Origin of the sequence: Streptomyces sp. NBC_01460, from assembly GCF_036227405.1 — a bacterium.
Classification (GTDB): Bacteria; Actinomycetota; Actinomycetes; order Streptomycetales; family Streptomycetaceae; genus Streptomyces.
The window spans coordinates 7,752,813-7,770,049 of sequence record NZ_CP109473.1 but is presented as its reverse complement, the minus strand read 5'-3'; the positions used below and the strand labels follow the sequence as shown (position 1 = coordinate 7,770,049).

Sequence of the window (17,237 nt, the reverse complement as noted above, 5' to 3'; positions counted from 1 at the left end):
ACTGTCCACGCGCAGGAGGCCAGACACGCATGCAGGTTCTACTCGTGAACGCTCGCCGCTCGTCGTACTCCGGGGAGTCGATCTCCGCACCGCAACTGGGGCTGCTCTCCCTGGCCGCGACCCTCCGGGAGGGCACCTTCCACGACACCAAGGGCACCGACGTCCGGTTCATCGACGACCAGTTGTTCGTCCTGCAGAGGCCGTTGGCCACACCCAACGAGTTCCTGCGCGGCCATCGCCCGGACATCGTGGGCATCCAGGTCCTCACCTCCAGTCTGAAGAACGGCATCAAACTCGGTGCCGAGAGCCGCCGCCATCATCCGAACGCACTCGTCGTCTACGGCGGTGTCGGCGCCACCCCGCTGGCACGCAAGCTCGTCGAGGACGGCTCCGCGGACGTGGTGGTCAAGGGAGAGGGAGAGGTCACCTTCTCCCATCTGGTCCACGAGTACGGCACCAACGGCCGCAAGAACCTGCGCAAGATCCGCGGCATCGTCTTCCGCGACGACGACGGCACCGTGGTCGAGACACCGGCCGCGCCACAGGTGATGCGTCTCGACAAGCTGCCCAAGCCTGCCCGGGACCTGGCGGACATGCAGTTGTACAACACGATCTCCCGAGGCCGGTCCGGCAACCTCGTCACCAGCCGTGGCTGCTCGTACGCCTGCGCCTACTGCTACTCCAAGCACCAGTGGGGGGTCGGCCAGCGCCGGCACAGCGCGGAACGGGTGGTCGAGGAGATCCGCGAACTGGTCGAGGTCCATGGCTTCGACCGGATCCGCATCGAGGACGACGACTTCGTCGAGGACGTCCCACGCATGCAGGAGCTGTGCCGGGGCATCGAGAAGTCCGGTCTGCAGGGCAAGTTCGAGTGGGAGGCCAAGGCCCGTCCTGACCTCATCGACGACGACATGGCGCGCATGCTGCGCGCCTCCGGCTGCTTCCGGCTGCTGGTCGGTGTCGAGACCCTCGACTGGTCGCTGCTCAAGCGGCTCGGCCGGCCGGTCAAGGTCGACGTGACCGAGCGCGCGCTGAGCTCGCTGAGCAAGGCAGGGATCGGCGTCCAGGCCACCCTGATCCTCGGCATCCCGGGCGAGACCGACGAGGCGATGCGCTCGACCATCACCTGGCTGCAGGCGCGGCTCGGTGACAACCGGCACGACATCGTCTCGCCCTGCTTCTTCGTGCCCTTCCACCACGAGGTGGAGAAGGACATGGCCAAGCGGGTCGACTTCACCCTGGAGACCGACGACAGCGACTGCTTCACCGGCCACATCCCGGTGACCTCCAGCGAGGCCGCGTCCATCGACGAACTGTGGAAGCTGTACGACGACATGACCCCGACGCGTCGCGACGGCAAGTACAAGCGCATCGCGTACCTGGCCGACCTGAGCACCGTCCAGACCCGGCTCGGTCTGCTCGACGGCGGCGCACCGCAGACGAAGGAGCCGGCGGCGCTGGTTCCGGAGGTCCAGTGAGTGCGCCGACGGCGGCCCTGGGCACGGAGGTCCTGGACGTCCCGGCCTACGACGGGGCGCGGGCGGTCATGTCGCACCGTCCGTACGTCGTCCACGACGTCGAGGGCAGGCCGCTGGCCCGGCTCGGCTCCGCCGGGCGTCTCACGCAGTTCCGGATGGCCGAGGAGGCCGGCCGGGCCTCCCGCCGTATGCGCTCCATCGACGACGCGGACTGGTTCGGGCTGCTGCGCCGCGCCGCCGACCGCGTCACCGCCCGGCTGGACAGCGGGGACCTCGACCTGTGGCTGCGCGCCCTGTCCGCGGTGAGCGGCCTGCCACGCCGGCGTGCCGCCCGCGGGCTGCGTACGGCCGCCCAGGACCTCGCCCGTATGGAGGAGATCCTGGCCGCGCAGTCCCCCGACGGCACGGTGGCGGCCTACCGGACCGGCGGCAGCGGCCTGGGGTGGAGCTGGCGTCCAGCGGGCCGGTCGGTGCTGGTGCGTCAGCCCGGCAATTTCCCGACCATCAACATCGAGTGGCTCCAGGCCCTGGCCACGCGTCGTCCGGTGCTGCTGAGCACCGCGGCCGCCGACCCCTTCACACCGGTCCTCCTCACCGAGGAGCTGTACGCGGCCGGGCTGCCCGAGCACGGTGTGTCCGTGGTGCACGGGGACGCGCCCGCGCTGCGCCGGCTGGCCGACCAGGTGCTGTGGCCGGGCGAGGACGTGCCTGCCGACCTGCCTCCCGGGAAGGTGAAGACGTACCACTTCGGCCGCAGTCGGGCGGTGATCGGTGACCGGCTGCCGGTCGACGCCTGGCAGCGCCTGGCCCGGGAGGCGTTCGCGGGCTGCGGCAGGCTCTGCGTCAACATGAGCTCCCTCGTCGTGCTGGGCGATCCGAAGGCGGCTGCCGAGGCGCTGGCCCACGAGTTCGCGGCGCGTCCGGTGCTGCCGCTGGACGACCCGAGGGCGGCCGTGCCCGCGTTCCCGGACCGGGCGGCGCGGGATTCACTCGCGCTGCGGATCGAGAGGGAGGTCGCCGCCGGCGCGGTGGACGTCACCGCGGCCGCGACCGGTGTGCCGCTGCGGGTGGAGCTCGACGGCCAGGCGTTCCTGAGGCCCACGGTGCTGCTGGTGGATCCCGGATCGTCGCTGTTCGGCACGGAACTTCCCTTCCCCTTCACGGCGGTGGCGCACGTGCCCCGGTCGAAGGCGGTGGCCGCGTGCGCCGGGTCCCTCATCGTGTCCGTGGTCGGTGAGGCCGACGGGCTGGTGCGGGCACTCGCCGAGGAGCCGGGCGTCGACAAGGTCTTCGCCGGCGACCGGTTCGACCGCGGTTACCACCCGTGCGACCCGCACGAAGGCCATCTCGCCGACTTCCTGTTCAAGAAGAAGGCCGTACTCCCGGGCGCCCTCGCGTGACCGGCCCGGACGGCAACGAAGGAGAGGGACCCGTCATGCGATGTCCGAGCGAGTCGAGGCTCCGTCCGATCACCGACGAGGACGTACGCCGCCTCGTCCGCCTGCACTTCGATCCGCGGCACGGCACGCCGTACTGGCTGGAGCGGGACAGGCGGCAGGGCACCGAAGCGCTCGGGAAAGTACAGGGTCTCGCGGACGCCGTCGCCCTGATCGGGCTGCGTGACGGGTCCGACCAGATGCACTTCGAGGAGGCCGCGCGTCGGACCCCGCTGGAGAACTTCGTGCCGCGCTCGGTGCTCGCCGAGGGCGGCCCGCTGTGGGCGGCGCAGACCGGCGGCACTACGGGACCGGCCAAGCACGGCACCTGGGGCAGCCGTTACTGGGAGGACATCCTCGCCTTCTCCGACGAGTTCCTGGACATGCACGGCGTCCCGCGCGGGAAGAACTGGCTGTTCGTCGGGCCGATGGGCCCGCACACGACGGGCCGGCTGGTGGTCGCCTTCGCGGAGCGCCGCGGCGGGATGTGCTTCTCCATCGACCTCGACCCGCGGATCGTGAAGATCTTCGGCGAGGAGGGGATGACCGCCGCCTACGACCGCTACGTGGATCACATCTGGGCCCAGATCGCGGAAGTCGCCCGGTCCCAGGACATCGGCGTCCTGTTCTGCACCTCCCGGCTGCTGGAGATGCTGCCGGAACGGCTCGGCACCGAGGCGCTGGCCGGGGTGGAGGCCATCGTGCACGCCGGCACCACCCTGGAGCCGGAGACGCACCGGCAACTGCGGGAGGACTTCTTCCCCGGCGTCCCGGTCGTCGGCATGTACGGCACGTCGACCACCGGCATCAGCTGGCAGAAGCCCTTCGAGGCGGAGGACGAGCACCGTGTGGTGTACGTGCCGTGCCAGCCGCACGTCGCCCTGGACGTCGTCGACGAACAGGGGGACGACGTGCCCTTCGGTGAGGAGGGCCGGGTACGGGTCTGGCGGCTGACGGACGACGCCCTGCTGCCCGGTTTCTGGGAGCGGGACCGGGCCCGGCGGGTACGCCCGTACGGGGTCGCGGCCGAACTGTATCCGTGGCCGTGGGTGGGGGATCCGTACAGCCCCGAGTTCACCGAGGGACGCCGCGTCGAGGGGGTCTACTGACATGGCGGGATTCATACTGTCCAGCCGTCCGGACGGCGACGCCGAGGTCGAACTCCTCGGCGAGGGCCGGGCCATGGACGTCCTGGTGCGGCGCGACGGCAGGGACGTCCTCGTGGTCCAGGGCGACCGGCTGACCCGGGAGGACCCGCCTCGGCACGCGTCACTCACCGACCTGGCCGCCTGGACCGAGCGTGCTCACAGCCGTTACTGCGCCGTCCTCGTCCGCGAGGACCGGGCCACCCTGTGGAGCGACGTCGGCGCGACCTGCCCGCTGCACTGGGCGCGTGCCGGCAGGACGCTCGTCGTCGGTACGTCGGCCGGTGCCCTGCTCCCGCGCCTCGGCCGCCCCGCGGTCCTGGGCGACGCCGAACGGTCGCTGCTGCCCGGCGGCCGGTTCGCCGGAGTCACGGCGGTTCCCGCCAACAGCGCGGTGACCCTGGTCGTGGACGCCTACGGCGAGGACCCCGTGTCGGTACACCGGCTTGCGCACCTGCCTGACCTCGCCTCGGTGACGGACGAGGACCAGGCGGTGCGCACGGTCCGGACGGTGCTGGGCTCGTCCGTCGCGCGACTGGCCGCGGGTGCGGACGAGATCGCCGTCTCGCTCAGCGGCGGTGTGGACTCCTCCACGGTCGCGGCGCTGGCGGTGCTGGAGGCGGGTGCGTCGGCGGTGCGCACCTACACCGTGGGCACGCCGTTCGGCGACGAGTTCGCCCAGGCGGCATGGCTGGCGGACCGGCTGGGCACCAAGCACGAGGAGGTGCTCTTCGGGCCGGACGAGCTCGCCGGGATGCTGCCCGGCATGATCCACGCGCTGGAGACCTGGGACCTGCTCACCCTGCAGATCGCCGCACCCGCCTGCTTCCTTCAGGACCACATCGCCACCGACAGCCGCCAGGTGCTGCTGTCGGGATACGGCGCGGACCTGCTGTTCGCGGGGCTCGGCGGCACCGGAGACGAGGAGGCCGTCGAGCGCGCCGTCGTCGATCAGACCCGGGCGACCGCCCGGAGCAACGAGTTCCACCCCGCCTTCGCCGACGCCCGCCACACCTCCGTACGCCACCCGTACTGGTCTCGGGAGGTGATGGCCGCCGCCCTGGACATCCGCGGACGGCTCAAGGTCCGGGAGGGGGAGGCGAAGTGGGTGCTGCGCAGCGCCGCCGCCGACGTCCTGCCGGCCGAGGTGGCATGGCGCCCCAAGCGGGGCATCCACGAGGGCACCGCGATGAGCCACATGTTCGCCGCCGCGCTGGGCAGCGACGACCCCGCCGTCCAGGCCGGACGGCTGTACGAGATCGCCACCGAGGTCTTCCGCAGCGGCGGGCCTGAGACCGGGCCGGGCGAGACGGACCGGGACCGACGTCTGGGAGGCATGGCATGAGGGTTCTGCTGGTGTGGCCACGCAACGAACGGGCCCTGCTCAGTGACCGGCTGAGCTGTTGCGAACCGCTGCCGCTCGAGTACCTCGGCGGCGCGCTGCGCGGCCATCACGACGTGACGATCCACGACCTGCGCCTGGACGCGCCGCTGGCGGACTACGCGGCGACGCACGAACCGCCCGACCTGGTGGGCGTGGCGATCCCCTACACCACCAGCGTCCGGGTGTCCCGCGAGGTGAGCCGTGAGGCCCGCCGCCTGTGGCCGGACGTACCGATCGTGCTCGGCGGCCACCACCCGACGGTCTCGGCCGAGTGGCTGGACGGCTTCGCCGCCGACTGGGTGGTGGCGGGCGAGGGCGGCGCGCCGCTGAACCGGCTGGCCGCCGACCTGGAGGCGGGCCGCGCTCCGCAGACGGGGCCGGGGCTGGCGCCGTACGACTCCCGCACCGGCCTGGAGCGCGACCGGCGGCCCCGCCCCGCGGCTCTCAACGACCTGCCGATGCCGGACCGTTCACTGCTCGCCCATCACCGGCAGGACTACTTCCACTCGATCTACCGGCCGGTGTCCCTGATCCGCTTCACAGCGGGCTGCCCGTACACCTGCAAGTTCTGTTCGCTGTGGCGGATGACGGACCGGCGCTACCTGGTCAAGGACATCGACCGGGTCCTCGCCGAGATCGCCGACATCGACGGCGACAACCTCTACGTCGTGGACGACGAGGCGTTCATCCAGCCCGCGCGCATGCTGGAGCTGGCCGACGCCATCGACAAGGCCGGCTTCCGCAAGCGGTTCCACATGTACATACGCACGGACACCGCGCTGCGCCGGCCCGATGTGATCGCCCGCTGGGCGGAGATCGGCCTGGACTCCGTGCTGGTGGGGGCCGAGTCGATGACCGACGACGAGCTGTCCGGCTATCGCAAGGGCACCGACTCCGACCAGACCCGGCGGGCCCTCGACCTCTTCCACACCAACCAGGTGAAGGTGCGGGCCAATTTCATCGTCCAGCCCAGCTGGGTCGACGAGGACTTCGCACGGCTCGGCCGGACCGTCGAGGAACTGCAGGTGGACATGCCGAGCTTCTCCGTGCTGACCCCGCTGCCCGGCACGGACCTGTACGACGAGAGCCGGGGCCAGCACATCAGTGACGACCCGGAACTCTTCGACTGCTACCACTCGCTCTTCCCGACGAGGCTGCCGCTGGAGAAGTTCTACCACCGGCTCGCCGACCTGCTGGCGGGAGCGAGTGCCCGGCCCGCTCCGGGCGTCGCCTCCAGCCAGGACCCGTCCGTCTTCTACTACTCCGACAACAGCGCCTTCGACGAGATGCTCAGCGGCATCCGCCTCTCCGGCGTGGCGGAGCGGGAGCCGGAGCGTGTCCCGAGCACCGGATGACCGGCCGTCCTCCGCGCCCGCCCCAGGCACGCCGGTGCCGTCCCGCCGCTGAGCAGAACCGACCACGAGGAGCCGTGACCCGAGCATGTCCGCCGAATCCTCCCGCCGCCGCAAGGTGTACTTCATCGGCCTCAACGCGGTGCCCTTCCTCCCCCTGGTCGCCGGCCTGCTGCGCACGTACGCGGAACAGGACGAACGCGTCGCGGAGTCCTACGACTTCCAGGAGCCGCTGTTCCTCGTCGCCCCGGTGCGGGAGATGGCGGACGGCATCACCGAACCGGACGTCCTCGCCCTGTCCTGCTACGTGTGGAACTTCCGCCGGCAGATGAAGGTGGCGAAGATCCTCAAGGAGCGTTACCCGGACATGCTCGTGGTGGCCGGCGGGCCGCACGTGCCCGACCGGGTGGGCGACTTCTTCACCCAGCACCCCTACGTCGACGTCCTGGCCCACGGCGAGGGCGAGGTGGCCTTCCGGGAACTGCTGTCCGCACGGCTCCGGGACCGCCCCGACTACACCGGCGTGCCCGGCGTGACGGTGAACCGGAGCGACGCCCCGGTCGCAGGCCCGCCCGCCGAGCGGCTGCCACGGCGGATCGAGACCCCGAGCCCCTACCTGAACGGGGTGATGGACGGGGCCGTGCAGACCTGCCGGGAGCGCGGGCTGCGCTTCTACGCGTTGTGGGAGACCAACCGTGGCTGCCCGTACTCCTGCGCCTTCTGCGACTGGGGATCGGCGACGATGAGCGCCCTGCGGATGTTCGAGGAGGACCGCCTCCAGCACGAGATCGAATGGTTCGCCCGCAACGACGTGGAGGACCTGTTCATCTGCGACGCGAACTTCGGCATCATGCCGCGCGACCTGGAGATCGCGCACGCGCTGGCGGAGGCCCGTACGGAGGCGGGGTCACCGAAGCAGATCCGGGTCAACTTCGCCAAGAACTCCAACGACCGGGTCTTCGACATCAGCAAGGCCTGGCACGACGCGGACCTGCTGATGGGCACCACCCTGTCCATGCAGAGCACCGACATGGACGTCCTGGAGGCGATCGACCGCAAGAACATCGGTCTCGACAACTACCGCAAGCTGCAGCAGCGGTACGCCGTCGAGAACATCCACACCTACACCGAGTTGATCCTCGGGCTGCCGCTGGAGACCGCGCGCACCTTCCGCGAAGGCATCGGCTCACTGCTGGAGGCCGGAAACCACGAGGACCTCCGGGTGTACGAATTCGGCATCCTGCCCAACGCGCCGATCAACACCCCGGAGAAGATCGCCGGTTACGGCCTGCGCACGGTCCCCAAACGTCTCTACGTCGAGCGGCCCGGCACCCCGGACGACGAGGCGGAGACCATGGACATGGTCATGGAGACCAGCGCCATGCCCCGCGACGAATGGGTCGAGTCCTTCGCCTTCGTGCAGGCGGTGCAGTTCCTGCACAACGGCTGCTACACCCGCTACCTGTCGGTCTACCTCCGGCAGGAGCACGGGATCGGCTACACCGCCTTCTACGAGGGGCTGCAGAACCACTTCACCGGAGAGCCCGCCAGCTTCATCGGCTCCCTCTACCTGCGCATGCGCAGCCTGTACCAGGACTACATCGACATACCGACACTGCCGTTGGCCAACCTGGTCGCCAGCCAGCCCGACCTGGCCACCCATCTCGCCCCGTACGGCAGACGACGGGGCTGGACGATCGACAACTGGGGCTGGCTGCGGGTGGCCACGGAGTTCGACCGTTTCCACACCGAACTGGGCGACTACCTCCGCACCCTGGGACTCGACCCCGACCAGGACACGCGGCTGCGCGACGTACTGCGTTTCCAGCGTGACGTCATGCTGCGCCCGGACTACGACCCGCGGCACGGCAAGACCGCCGAGTACGACCACGACTGGCCCGGTTACTTCGCCGGCGGTCCCCTGCGCCCGCAGCGGGTCCGGGTGGACTACGCCGATCAGCGGTTCGGGGCGAACGGCCGCTTCCGCCCGGCGCCGGGTGACCTGAAGGCGTTCGCGCTCGCGGCGATCGGTCCGAGTTATCCGGTCTCGCGGATCGGCCACTACCGGCACCGTGTCGAGTCCGCCGAGGTGACGCCCCTGGCGGAGCCCGCGTTCAGCGAGCAACTGTGACCGCCCGCCCCGGCGCTCCGTCCTCCGCCGCCCGGCCCCACCGTGCGGCACTGGCCGTCCTCGCCGGGGCCTGTGGCCTGTTCGCACTGCTCCAGCTCGGTGTGGCGACCCTGCTGCCACAGATCCAGGAAGCGTTCGGTGTGTCCGGCTCGCAGGCCGCGTGGGTGGTCTCAGGGCACCTGCTCGTCGGCTGTGTCGCCACCCCCGTCGTGAGTCGTCTCGGCGACCTGTACGGCAGGCGCGCGGTGATGCTCCGCGTCCTGGCCGTGGTCGCGGTGGCGTCCGTGGCGTCGGCGCTCACCGGGTCGTTCACCGTGCTGCTCGTCGCGCGCCTGGTGCAGGGTGTGGCCGGCGGTCTCTTCCCGCTGTGCGTCGGCCTGCTGCGGGAAGGGTTCCCCCAGAGGTCTCTGTCCGGCCCGTCGGGCCTGCTCTCCGCCGCTTTCGGGACCGGTGGCGGAGTCGGCATCGTGCTGGCGGGCCTGTTCGGCGGCGGCCTCCCGGCCGTGCGCTGGCTGTTCGCGGCCGCCGCGCTCCTCGCCGTGGTGCTGCTGGTGGCGGGCGCCTCGGTGCTGCCCGAGACGCCGCGCCGGCCCGCCACCCGCATCGACGTCCCCGGGCTACTGCTCCTCGGTACCGTCAGCACCTGCCTGCTGCTGGCACTGACCCGTTACGGTCAGGAGGGCCTCGGCTCGGTGACCGGCGCGGTGCTGCTGGCAGCTGCGGCGGCGGGCTGCGCCGTCCTGCTCCGGGTGGAGCGCAGGTCCCCGGAGCCGGTGCTGGACATGCGCCTCATGTCCCGTCGGCCCCTTCTCTGCCTGAACCTGGTCAGCCTGCTGACCGGGCTGGTGATGTTCCAGATCGGGGTGCTCGCCCCCGCCCTGGTGGCCGCTCCCCGTGACACGGGGTACGGCCTGGGCGCGGGCGGTGCCGTCCTGACCCTGGTCATGCTGCCCATGCAGATCGGCGCGCTGTCCGGCGGACTGCTGTCCGGCTGGCTGCGGGAGTCGGGGAGGCTGACCGCCCGCGCGGTGATGGGTGCGAGCACGGCCCTCTTCACGGCCGGTGCCGTCGTGTTCGCCGTCCTGCCCTCCGGCGCCGGGGGCCTGGCTCTCGGCACAGCCCTGAACGGCCTGGCCACCGGGCTGCTGGGCGGAGCGATGGCGGAACTGCTGGTACAAGCGTCGCCGAGCGGGGCGACCGCGGTGACGGTCGGCCTGAACGGCGTGCTGCGCAACCTCGGTGGAGCCTTCGGAGTGCAGGTCAGTTCCATGGTGCTGGCGGTCGCGGGCGGCGCGTCCTCCCGTCCCCCGGCCGCCGCGTACCACGCGCTGTTCACCGGTTCGGCCGTTCTTGCCCTCGTCGCGGTGGGTGCGGCCTTCCTCTTCCCCCGTTCACCGGCGCCCCGGCAGGACGTCCCGGTGCCGCCCGTCCACACCTCCCGTCCGATTCGGCCGACCACCTGAAGGGGTGCCGCCGATCCTCCTTGGGCAGGTTCCACGTCGAATCGATGGTCACGGCACGCGGGCCCCGGCCGTGGCAGTAGGGAGAGCCGGATGTTCGACCTTCGCCGTTCGGACGTGGTGCTGCTGCAGGCGGTGGCGGACCACGGCAGTCTGCACGCGGTCGAGCGGGACGGCCGGATGACTCAGTCGTCCGCCAGCCGTCGCCTCGTCAAACTCGAACGGCGGCTGCGCACACCGCTGGTGAGCCGCGGTGCCACCGGTACCGAACCCACCGAGGCGGGGCACGCCCTCCTGCACGTCGGGCGGCGGCTGCTGGCCTCGATCGACTTCGCGATAGCCACCACCCACCACGGTGCCGACGCGGCGAGCCGGCTGCCCGTGGTGGAGTTCGCCGTGGGGACGGAGTGGGCGTACGGCCTCGACGAGCATCTGGCCGGACGATTCCCGGACGTGGTGTTCGACATAGTGCCGGACGACAGCCACCGGATCTGGCAGAGATTCGAACGGTACGCCGCCGACGCGGCTCTCGGCTGGGAGACGGCGCGCCGGCCGATGGCGCGGCGCGGCGGCGTCCTGATCCGGACCGTCGCCGAGGAGCCCCAGCAGATCGCCCTGCCGTCCGGACATCCCCTCGCCGAGCGGGGAATCCTGGACCTGCGCGACCTCACCCGCACGGAATGGGTGGCCGTGGTCGGCGGCGACTCCGGTGACGACCAGGGGTGGGCACTCTCCCGGCTCACGCCGGTCCTGTCGGTCAGCTTCACCGTGCGCTCCCAGGGGGCGGCACTCGACCTGGTGCGCCGTGGGTACGGCATCGCGCTGGTGTCGCCCTCGTCACTCGGCGGGAGCGCCGGACCGGGCGTGGTGCTCCGCCCGCTGCGGCAGAAGTTCGTCCGGAGGCTGCGGCTCGCCGTGGACCCGCTGGCGATCCCGGAGCCGCTCGCCGAGGATCTGTGCGCCCTGCTGCGCCGGCGGTACATGCTGCGGACGACGGCACACGGCGCCGTCCCCGCGGGCACCCGCCGGGACCAGGATCCGGACGGTGGGAACCGTGCCGCTCCGGCGGCCGGCGGGTGCGCCGTACCCCCGCCGGTCCTGCTGTCCGAGTTGCGCTGGTCCTCGCCGGACCGCTGCGGCGGCTTCGAACCCGAGCACCTGCACCTGCTCCGGGTGATCAGCCGGACCGGCAGTCTCAACCGGGCCGCCTCGGCCCTGCTGGTCACCCAGCCGGCGCTGACCCGGCGTATCCACCGGCTCGAAGCGAGCTGCGGCCTGCCGCTGGTTCACAGCACGGCCCGCGGCACCTCACTGTCGGCCACCGCGCGTCGGCTGCTGGCCTGCACGGGCCCGGCCGAGCACCGGCTCGACGCCCTGGTGAACCACCTGCGCGAGAGCGGTCCCGCTGCCGTCCCGGCGGCCGGCCGGCCCCTTGCCGAGTCCACGGCTGGACCGGCCCCTTCTCCGGTCAGTACCCGGACGGCGCCGCGCTGAGATGCTCCAGGACGGCCCGGCGTCCGGCCGGAGGCAGCAGGGGCGTCAGGGCGAGGGCCGTCTCCCGTGCTGTCCGGTGGTGGACACCGGCCATCCCGAGTGCCCGGGCGGCACGGACGTTGCGTCCGAGGTCGTCCACCAGGACGCACTCCTCGAGCCGGCGGTCCAACAGCCTGGCGGTGTGCCGGAAGATCTCCGGTTCCGGCTTGCGCAGACCCACCTCGCACGAGATCACCACGGTGTCGAAGAGCCCGTCCCAGCCCCGCCGGTCGTAGGTGTGTCCCCAGGAGTTGGACAGCAGGGCGATCTTCAAGCCCGCGTCACGCAGGACACGCAGCAGCCCGACCATGGCCGGCTCGTCGGTGAACGGCGCGAACATCCGCTCCACCAGTCCCTCCGTGACGGGGTGCGAGCCGTCGGACCGGCGGACCAGAGCGGCAAGCGTCCCCTCGAACTCAGCCACCGGCAGCTCGCCCCTCTCCACCAGGTGGAACTGCCGCGCCGCAGGACCGGGTACAGCCGCCGGCCCGAGAAGCCGCCCCAGAGCGGCGTGGAACTCCGCGGCGTCCACCCCCTCGTCGGCCGCCCACAGGGCGATGCCCTCGGCGAAGGGGCGGGTGATGACACCGCCCCAGTCGACGACGATTCCCGACACCTCTGCCACGGTCTCCCCCTCGCCTGCGAACGACGGGCCGGCGGCCCCCTTCTGCTACCGCTCCAGGGTGCCCGCCCCGCCTGGCGGACGCAGCCCGCTCAGCCCCATCCGTCCTATGCCTTTTGGGGCGTGCGCCGATCCGTCCCGGCGGATGCGTTGCCGCCGTCCGGAGGCGCGGCACATAGTCGAGCGGTACGGCATCGTGCGACAGCAGGCTCACGCCTACCGGAGGGTGACACGGATGCAGCTCGGTCGGCCGGTGGAAGAACTCGTTCGTGAACTGGACGAGCACGGGTTCATCCCACTCGACGGTCTCGTCCCCGAACCGGTCCTGGAGGTCATGCGCCGCGGCTGCGACGACCTGATCGGGCGGACCCGGCGCATGCGCCACAGCACCCAGGGCTGGCAGCTGGAGGCCGAGGGTGAGGGCGGCGGCTGGGCGGCCCGCGCTGCGGGGCGGGCCGGCATTCCCGGCAAGGTGCGGGTGGTGGGCCGCGCCCACGAGCACTCCCCGGAACTCGCCGAGGTCCCCGAACTGCTGGGCCTCAACGAGCACGTGGTGGAGCCGCTGCACGGTCTTCGCGGCGACTTCTACAACAGCTATCTGTGGGCGAAGCCGTCGGAGGTCGGTTCGGAGAAGCCGTGGCACCAGGATGCGCTCTTCCTCGCGGAGGAGTTCTACGAGACCTACGAGGACGTCTTCACCATCTGGATCGCCGTGGACGACGCCCGTGAGGACAACGGCTGCCTCCGCTTCCTCCCCGGCTCCCATCGCGGCCAGGTTCTGCAGGACCCGCACGGCATCGACCGTGACGACCTGTTCGCCTCCCCACGCGAACCGTCGCTGGACGTCGACCGGCTGTGGCCCGACCTGACGCCGGTCACCTTGCCGCGGCACGCCGGTTCGGCCGTCCTCTTCGGGGCCTTCACCGCGCACACCTCCTCCGCCAACACCACCGAGGACCAGCGGCGTGCCGTCAGTTACGTCTACTCGCTGCCGCGCCGCGGCACCGCGGGAGGCGGACGGTGACGGGGGCGGTTCCGGCGGAGTCCCTCGGAACGGCCTCACGGGGGCGCCCGGCTCCGGACCTGCGCCCGCTCGACCCCGCGGTCCACGGCGACACCGTCTGGGGACTCGCCCGTGCCCGGGACCTGGCGGCTCTGGGCCGGGTGGAGACGACACGGGAGTGGATCACGGGACGGCTCACGGCCCCCGGCGCGGATCCCGCGCGTGACGCCCGGCTGTGCCCGGGGCCCGGCGGCGACGTGGTCGGCGCCGCGTGGGTCGGCCGCACCTCGGGTGTGGCCGGCCGGGTCGTGGACCTGGTGCTGGGGCCGGCGGCCACCCGGGCCGACGGGAGCGGGCTGCTCGACTTCGCTGTCACACGCTGCCAGGAGGCGCTCGGCGGTCCGGACGGCGCGGATCGGACGACGCTGTCGTGTTTCGTCTCGGAGGGCGAGCACACCACGCGCGCGGCACTGCGGGACCACGGCTTCGGCTCGCCACGGACCTACGATCGCATGTCGGTCGCGACGGACGGCCCTCTCCCATCCGTTCCGGCCGTTCCGGGCACAGTGGTGCGCCCGCTGCGCGAGGAGGCGGACCTGCGTGCCTTCCACCGTGCGAAGAACCAGGCGTACGCCGCCGAGGAGGCCGGCAAGGAGGAGGACTCCTACGACGCCTGGTCACACTGGTACCGGTCCGACCCCGGAGTCGACCCCGAGCAGTGCGCCCTGCTCGAACTCGACGACCGCGTCGTGGGGTTCGTGAACATCACCGACCGGATGCTGGACAGCCGTGGCGTGGCCTACGTGCGACAACTGGGCATCGACCCGTCGGTGCGCGGCAGAGGGCTGGGCGCAGTGCTGCTGGGATGGGCGCTGGGCGAGGCACGGGGCCGGGGCAGGACCGGCATGGTCCTCACCGTGGACCAGGAGAACGTCCGGGCACGTGCCCTGTACCGGCGGCTCGGCTGGCGGGTGGAGTCCCGCTGGGACGATGTCCGGCGCACCGTCACCCTGCCGCGTGGCGGCCATGGCTGAGGAGGCCTCCGGCCGGGTCCCGTCCCGTTCACTCCTTTCCGATGATGCGCCGCATACGGGCCTGGGCCTCGCCCGCGCCGAACGCCCTGCGGTGCGATTCCTTGGCCTCGGTCCGTACGCGTTCCAGTCCCTCCACGAACGGCGCGTTCACCCGTGGCCGGGTTCCCTGCACGGCGGCCGGGGTGTAACCGGCGATGGTACGGGCCAGTTCGACGGCACGGTCCAGCACGCCCTCGGAGGGGCGCACCTCATGGAGCAGACCGTCATCGAGCGCCCGGTCGGCCGGCCACTCCTCGCAGGTGAAGAGCATCCGCTGCATGACGGAGGTGCCGACGGTGTAACGCAGCATGAAACCGCCGAAGTTGCAGGCGATTCCGACCCGGAGCTCCGGCATCACCAGACGGGCGGTGTCCGCGGCCACGCGGTAGTCGCAGCAGAGGGCGATCTGCAGACCGATGCCGATGGCGTAGCCGTCGATGGCGGCCACCACCGGCTTGGAGATGCCCGCGACAGCCGTGTAGAGGTCGGTGATGTCGTCGATCCAGTCGTTCACCTCGTCCCCGCCGGTGAACGCGGAGACCTCGTTGAAGTCGCCGCCCACGCCGAAGGAACGGCCGGGTCCGCCGTGGAGCACGACGGAGCGGACGGACGCGTCCTGGTCGAGGTCGTGCATCAGCGCGGTCAGTTCCTGCATCCGGGCACGGCTGAACGGATTCTGCTCGTGCGCCCCGGAAAACTCCACAAGAACGACGCCGTCTCCGACGTGCGACCATCCGACGGATTTGTGATTCTTTTGAGAGGACTGGAGCGGAACCGACATCGGCGACCTCTTTCTCGCTCTTTCGGATTACCTTTTGAACCCGATCGCCGACGCACACTAGGCGCGTCGCGCAGGCCGGGTCAATGGCTGTTCCGACCAACGGTCACACCACTCGGACATTCCTGACGGAAAGGCCTCGCGGACCCCTTCCTCAGGGATTCGTGAGAGCCGAAGGAGAGCAACGGAAGAGGATTCGAAGGAATGCACGAAAAAGATCGACAGGTGCCGCTGACCATTGTGCTGGGTACGGGACGCTGCGGGTCGACGATGCTGTCCGACCTGGTGAACGAGCACCCCGGAGCTCTCAGCCTGAGCGAGTTCTTCGCCTGTCTCGACCCAGGTGTCTTTCCCGACGGCGCAGTGGACGGCCCGGCCTTCTGGAAACTCCTCAGCACCCCGCGCCTCAAGCCGAACGTACTCATGACCCACCGGGTCCCGGTGCCGGAATACCGGTATCCGATCGGCTCGGGCCGTTATGCGGCAGGAGATGTGCCCGCCATCAGTCTGATGACCCTTCCACCACTCACCGGGGACCCGGACGGGCTGTACGACCGAATACGGGCCGAAGTGACAGGCTGGCCCTCGGCACCGGTTTCCCGTCAGTACCTGCGGCTCTTCTCCTGGTGGGCATTCTCGTCCGGTCGGGATGTCGTCGTCGAGCGTTCCGGAGCATCACTGCGGTTCCTTCCGGAACTGCTCACACATTTTCCGGCGGCGCGGTTCGTCCACATGTACAGGGACGGCCCGGACTCCGCGATGTCGATGAGCCGCCATCCGTTGTTCCGGCTGGGGGTGCTGATCGGTGACATGCGCGCGGAACTGGGTGTGGACCCGTACCGGAGCCCGGACCCCCGGCACACGGAGCTGCTCCCGGAGCACCTGCGCCCGTTCGCCCCCGACAGCCTGGACGCCGCGGCACTCGCGGACACCGACATCCCGCTGGTCCGGTTCGGTGACATGTGGTCACGAGCCACGGGAGCGCTCCGGCACCTGTCCGGGCTGCCGGCGGAGCAGTTGCTGCATCTCTCCTACGACGCCGTGATGACCGATCCGGAGCCTCAGCTGACCGCGTTCGGACACTTCGTAGGTCTCGCCGAGCCGGAGGAGTGGGCCGAGCGGGTCGCCGGGAAGGTCGATCGGAAGCGGGCCGGTGCAGCAGCCCGGCTCTCCGCCCGGCAGGCGGAGGAACTCCGTCTTGCCTGCGCCCCCGGCACCCGCCGTCTCACCCGACTCGTCGGCGGGACGGCGGGTGCCGCTCCCTGACGGCACTCTCGGCGCGCCCGGCGTGGCGCGTACGCTCCGGCGGATCGCCGCGGTCAGCCGGAGCTGATGCGCTCGTCGTCCCCCAGCTGTCCGAGGGCCAGAACGGCAGCGTACTGATCCTGGTCGAGCCCCAGGCAGTGGCCCGGCGCGTGCTCGATGTCGCGCCGGTTGATTCGGTGCTGCGCGTCCGCCCACCTGTGCAACGCGCTCCGGGCGGCGCCGGAGGTGAAGCCCAGCGCGGTGGCCACCTCGTTCCAGGTGGCGCCCAGTTCGATCGCCTCGCGTATCCGGCCGCCACGCTCCCGTTCGACATGTCGGTGGACGGACTCGCGGAGGGCGATGGCCGCGAGGGCGTCGCCGCGGCCGGCTTCGTCCGGCGGGTCGACGGGCATCGCGTCGTACGTCAGCCGGTTGTCGTGTTCGTCCAACTTCTCGATGTGCCAGGCGAGTGGCGTGGTCGCGGGGACATCGTCGGGACGTCGGACGGACAGGGCCTTCCACCGCTCGTACAAGGATGTGATCATGGTTCCCCTCGGATCGGCCGGGCCCGTGACGACGCCGACGGTCACGTAGTGG

At 71.2% G+C, this 17,237-nt stretch carries 14 protein-coding genes; 11 read left to right on the top strand and 3 right to left on the bottom strand.

Annotated features, from left to right (window positions below):
- Positions 1-29: 29 nt before the first annotated feature.
- From OG488_RS34725 to OG488_RS34690, 8 genes are all read left to right on the top strand, one after another.
- A complete protein-coding gene (locus OG488_RS34725) occupies positions 30-1,478 on the top strand; it encodes a B12-binding domain-containing radical SAM protein (RefSeq protein WP_329236512.1) in 1,449 nt (482 codons plus the stop codon).
- Positions 1,475-2,878, top strand: coding sequence for an oxidoreductase (locus OG488_RS34720; RefSeq protein WP_329236510.1), 1,404 nt, complete (start codon positions 1,475-1,477; stop codon positions 2,876-2,878). Before OG488_RS34725 ends, OG488_RS34720 begins: the two co-directional genes overlap by 4 nt.
- A gap of 35 nt (positions 2,879-2,913) precedes the next feature.
- Entirely contained in the window at positions 2,914-4,023 is a 1,110-nt protein-coding gene (locus tag OG488_RS34715) for an AMP-binding protein (protein WP_329236508.1), read from the top strand.
- Position 4,024: 1 nt separating this feature from the next.
- The gene (locus tag OG488_RS34710) at positions 4,025-5,404 is read left to right on the top strand and encodes an asparagine synthase C-terminal domain-containing protein (RefSeq protein WP_329236507.1); all 1,380 of its coding nucleotides are present in this window, start codon (positions 4,025-4,027) and stop codon (positions 5,402-5,404) included.
- Entirely contained in the window at positions 5,401-6,798 is a 1,398-nt protein-coding gene (locus OG488_RS34705; RefSeq protein WP_329236505.1) for a B12-binding domain-containing radical SAM protein, read from the top strand. Before OG488_RS34710 ends, OG488_RS34705 begins: the two co-directional genes overlap by 4 nt.
- Positions 6,799-6,883: 85 nt before the next feature.
- On the top strand, positions 6,884-8,926 hold the full coding sequence (locus tag OG488_RS34700; protein WP_329236503.1) for a B12-binding domain-containing radical SAM protein: 2,043 nt from the start codon (positions 6,884-6,886) through the stop codon (positions 8,924-8,926).
- Positions 8,923-10,389, top strand: coding sequence for an MFS transporter (locus OG488_RS34695; protein ID WP_329236501.1), 1,467 nt, complete (start codon positions 8,923-8,925; stop codon positions 10,387-10,389). Before OG488_RS34700 ends, OG488_RS34695 begins: the two co-directional genes overlap by 4 nt.
- A 90-nt stretch (positions 10,390-10,479) precedes the next feature.
- The gene (locus tag OG488_RS34690) at positions 10,480-11,880 is read left to right on the top strand and encodes a LysR family transcriptional regulator (RefSeq protein ID WP_329236499.1); all 1,401 of its coding nucleotides are present in this window, start codon (positions 10,480-10,482) and stop codon (positions 11,878-11,880) included.
- On the opposite strand, the gene OG488_RS34685 is transcribed toward OG488_RS34690, so the two are convergent.
- The gene (locus tag OG488_RS34685; protein ID WP_329236497.1) at positions 11,855-12,544 is read right to left on the bottom strand and encodes an HAD family hydrolase; all 690 of its coding nucleotides are present in this window, start codon (positions 12,542-12,544) and stop codon (positions 11,855-11,857) included. The genes OG488_RS34690 and OG488_RS34685 overlap by 26 nt on opposite strands.
- Positions 12,545-12,794: 250 nt before the next feature.
- On the opposite strand from OG488_RS34685, the gene OG488_RS34680 reads away from it, so the two are divergent.
- Complete coding sequence (locus OG488_RS34680; RefSeq protein ID WP_329236495.1) at positions 12,795-13,565, top strand: phytanoyl-CoA dioxygenase family protein; 771 nt, start codon at positions 12,795-12,797, stop codon at positions 13,563-13,565.
- On the top strand, positions 13,562-14,578 hold the full coding sequence (locus tag OG488_RS34675; protein ID WP_329236493.1) for a GNAT family N-acetyltransferase: 1,017 nt from the start codon (positions 13,562-13,564) through the stop codon (positions 14,576-14,578). The genes OG488_RS34680 and OG488_RS34675 overlap by 4 nt, the downstream gene beginning before the upstream one ends.
- A 28-nt stretch (positions 14,579-14,606) precedes the next feature.
- Here the strand turns inward: OG488_RS34675 and OG488_RS34670 are convergent, their stop codons facing one another.
- A complete protein-coding gene (locus OG488_RS34670; RefSeq protein WP_329236491.1) occupies positions 14,607-15,398 on the bottom strand; it encodes an enoyl-CoA hydratase/isomerase family protein in 792 nt (263 codons plus the stop codon).
- Positions 15,399-15,620: 222 nt separating this feature from the next.
- On the opposite strand from OG488_RS34670, the gene OG488_RS34665 reads away from it, so the two are divergent.
- Positions 15,621-16,661, top strand: a complete 1,041-nt coding sequence (locus OG488_RS34665) for a hypothetical protein (RefSeq protein WP_329236489.1) — start codon at positions 15,621-15,623, stop codon at positions 16,659-16,661.
- A 53-nt stretch (positions 16,662-16,714) separates the two neighbouring features.
- On the opposite strand, the gene OG488_RS34660 is transcribed toward OG488_RS34665, so the two are convergent.
- Positions 16,715-17,185 (bottom strand): hypothetical protein, encoded by a 471-nt coding sequence (locus OG488_RS34660; protein ID WP_329236487.1) that lies wholly within the window; start codon positions 17,183-17,185, stop codon positions 16,715-16,717.
- Between the last annotated feature and the right edge of the window lie 52 nt (positions 17,186-17,237).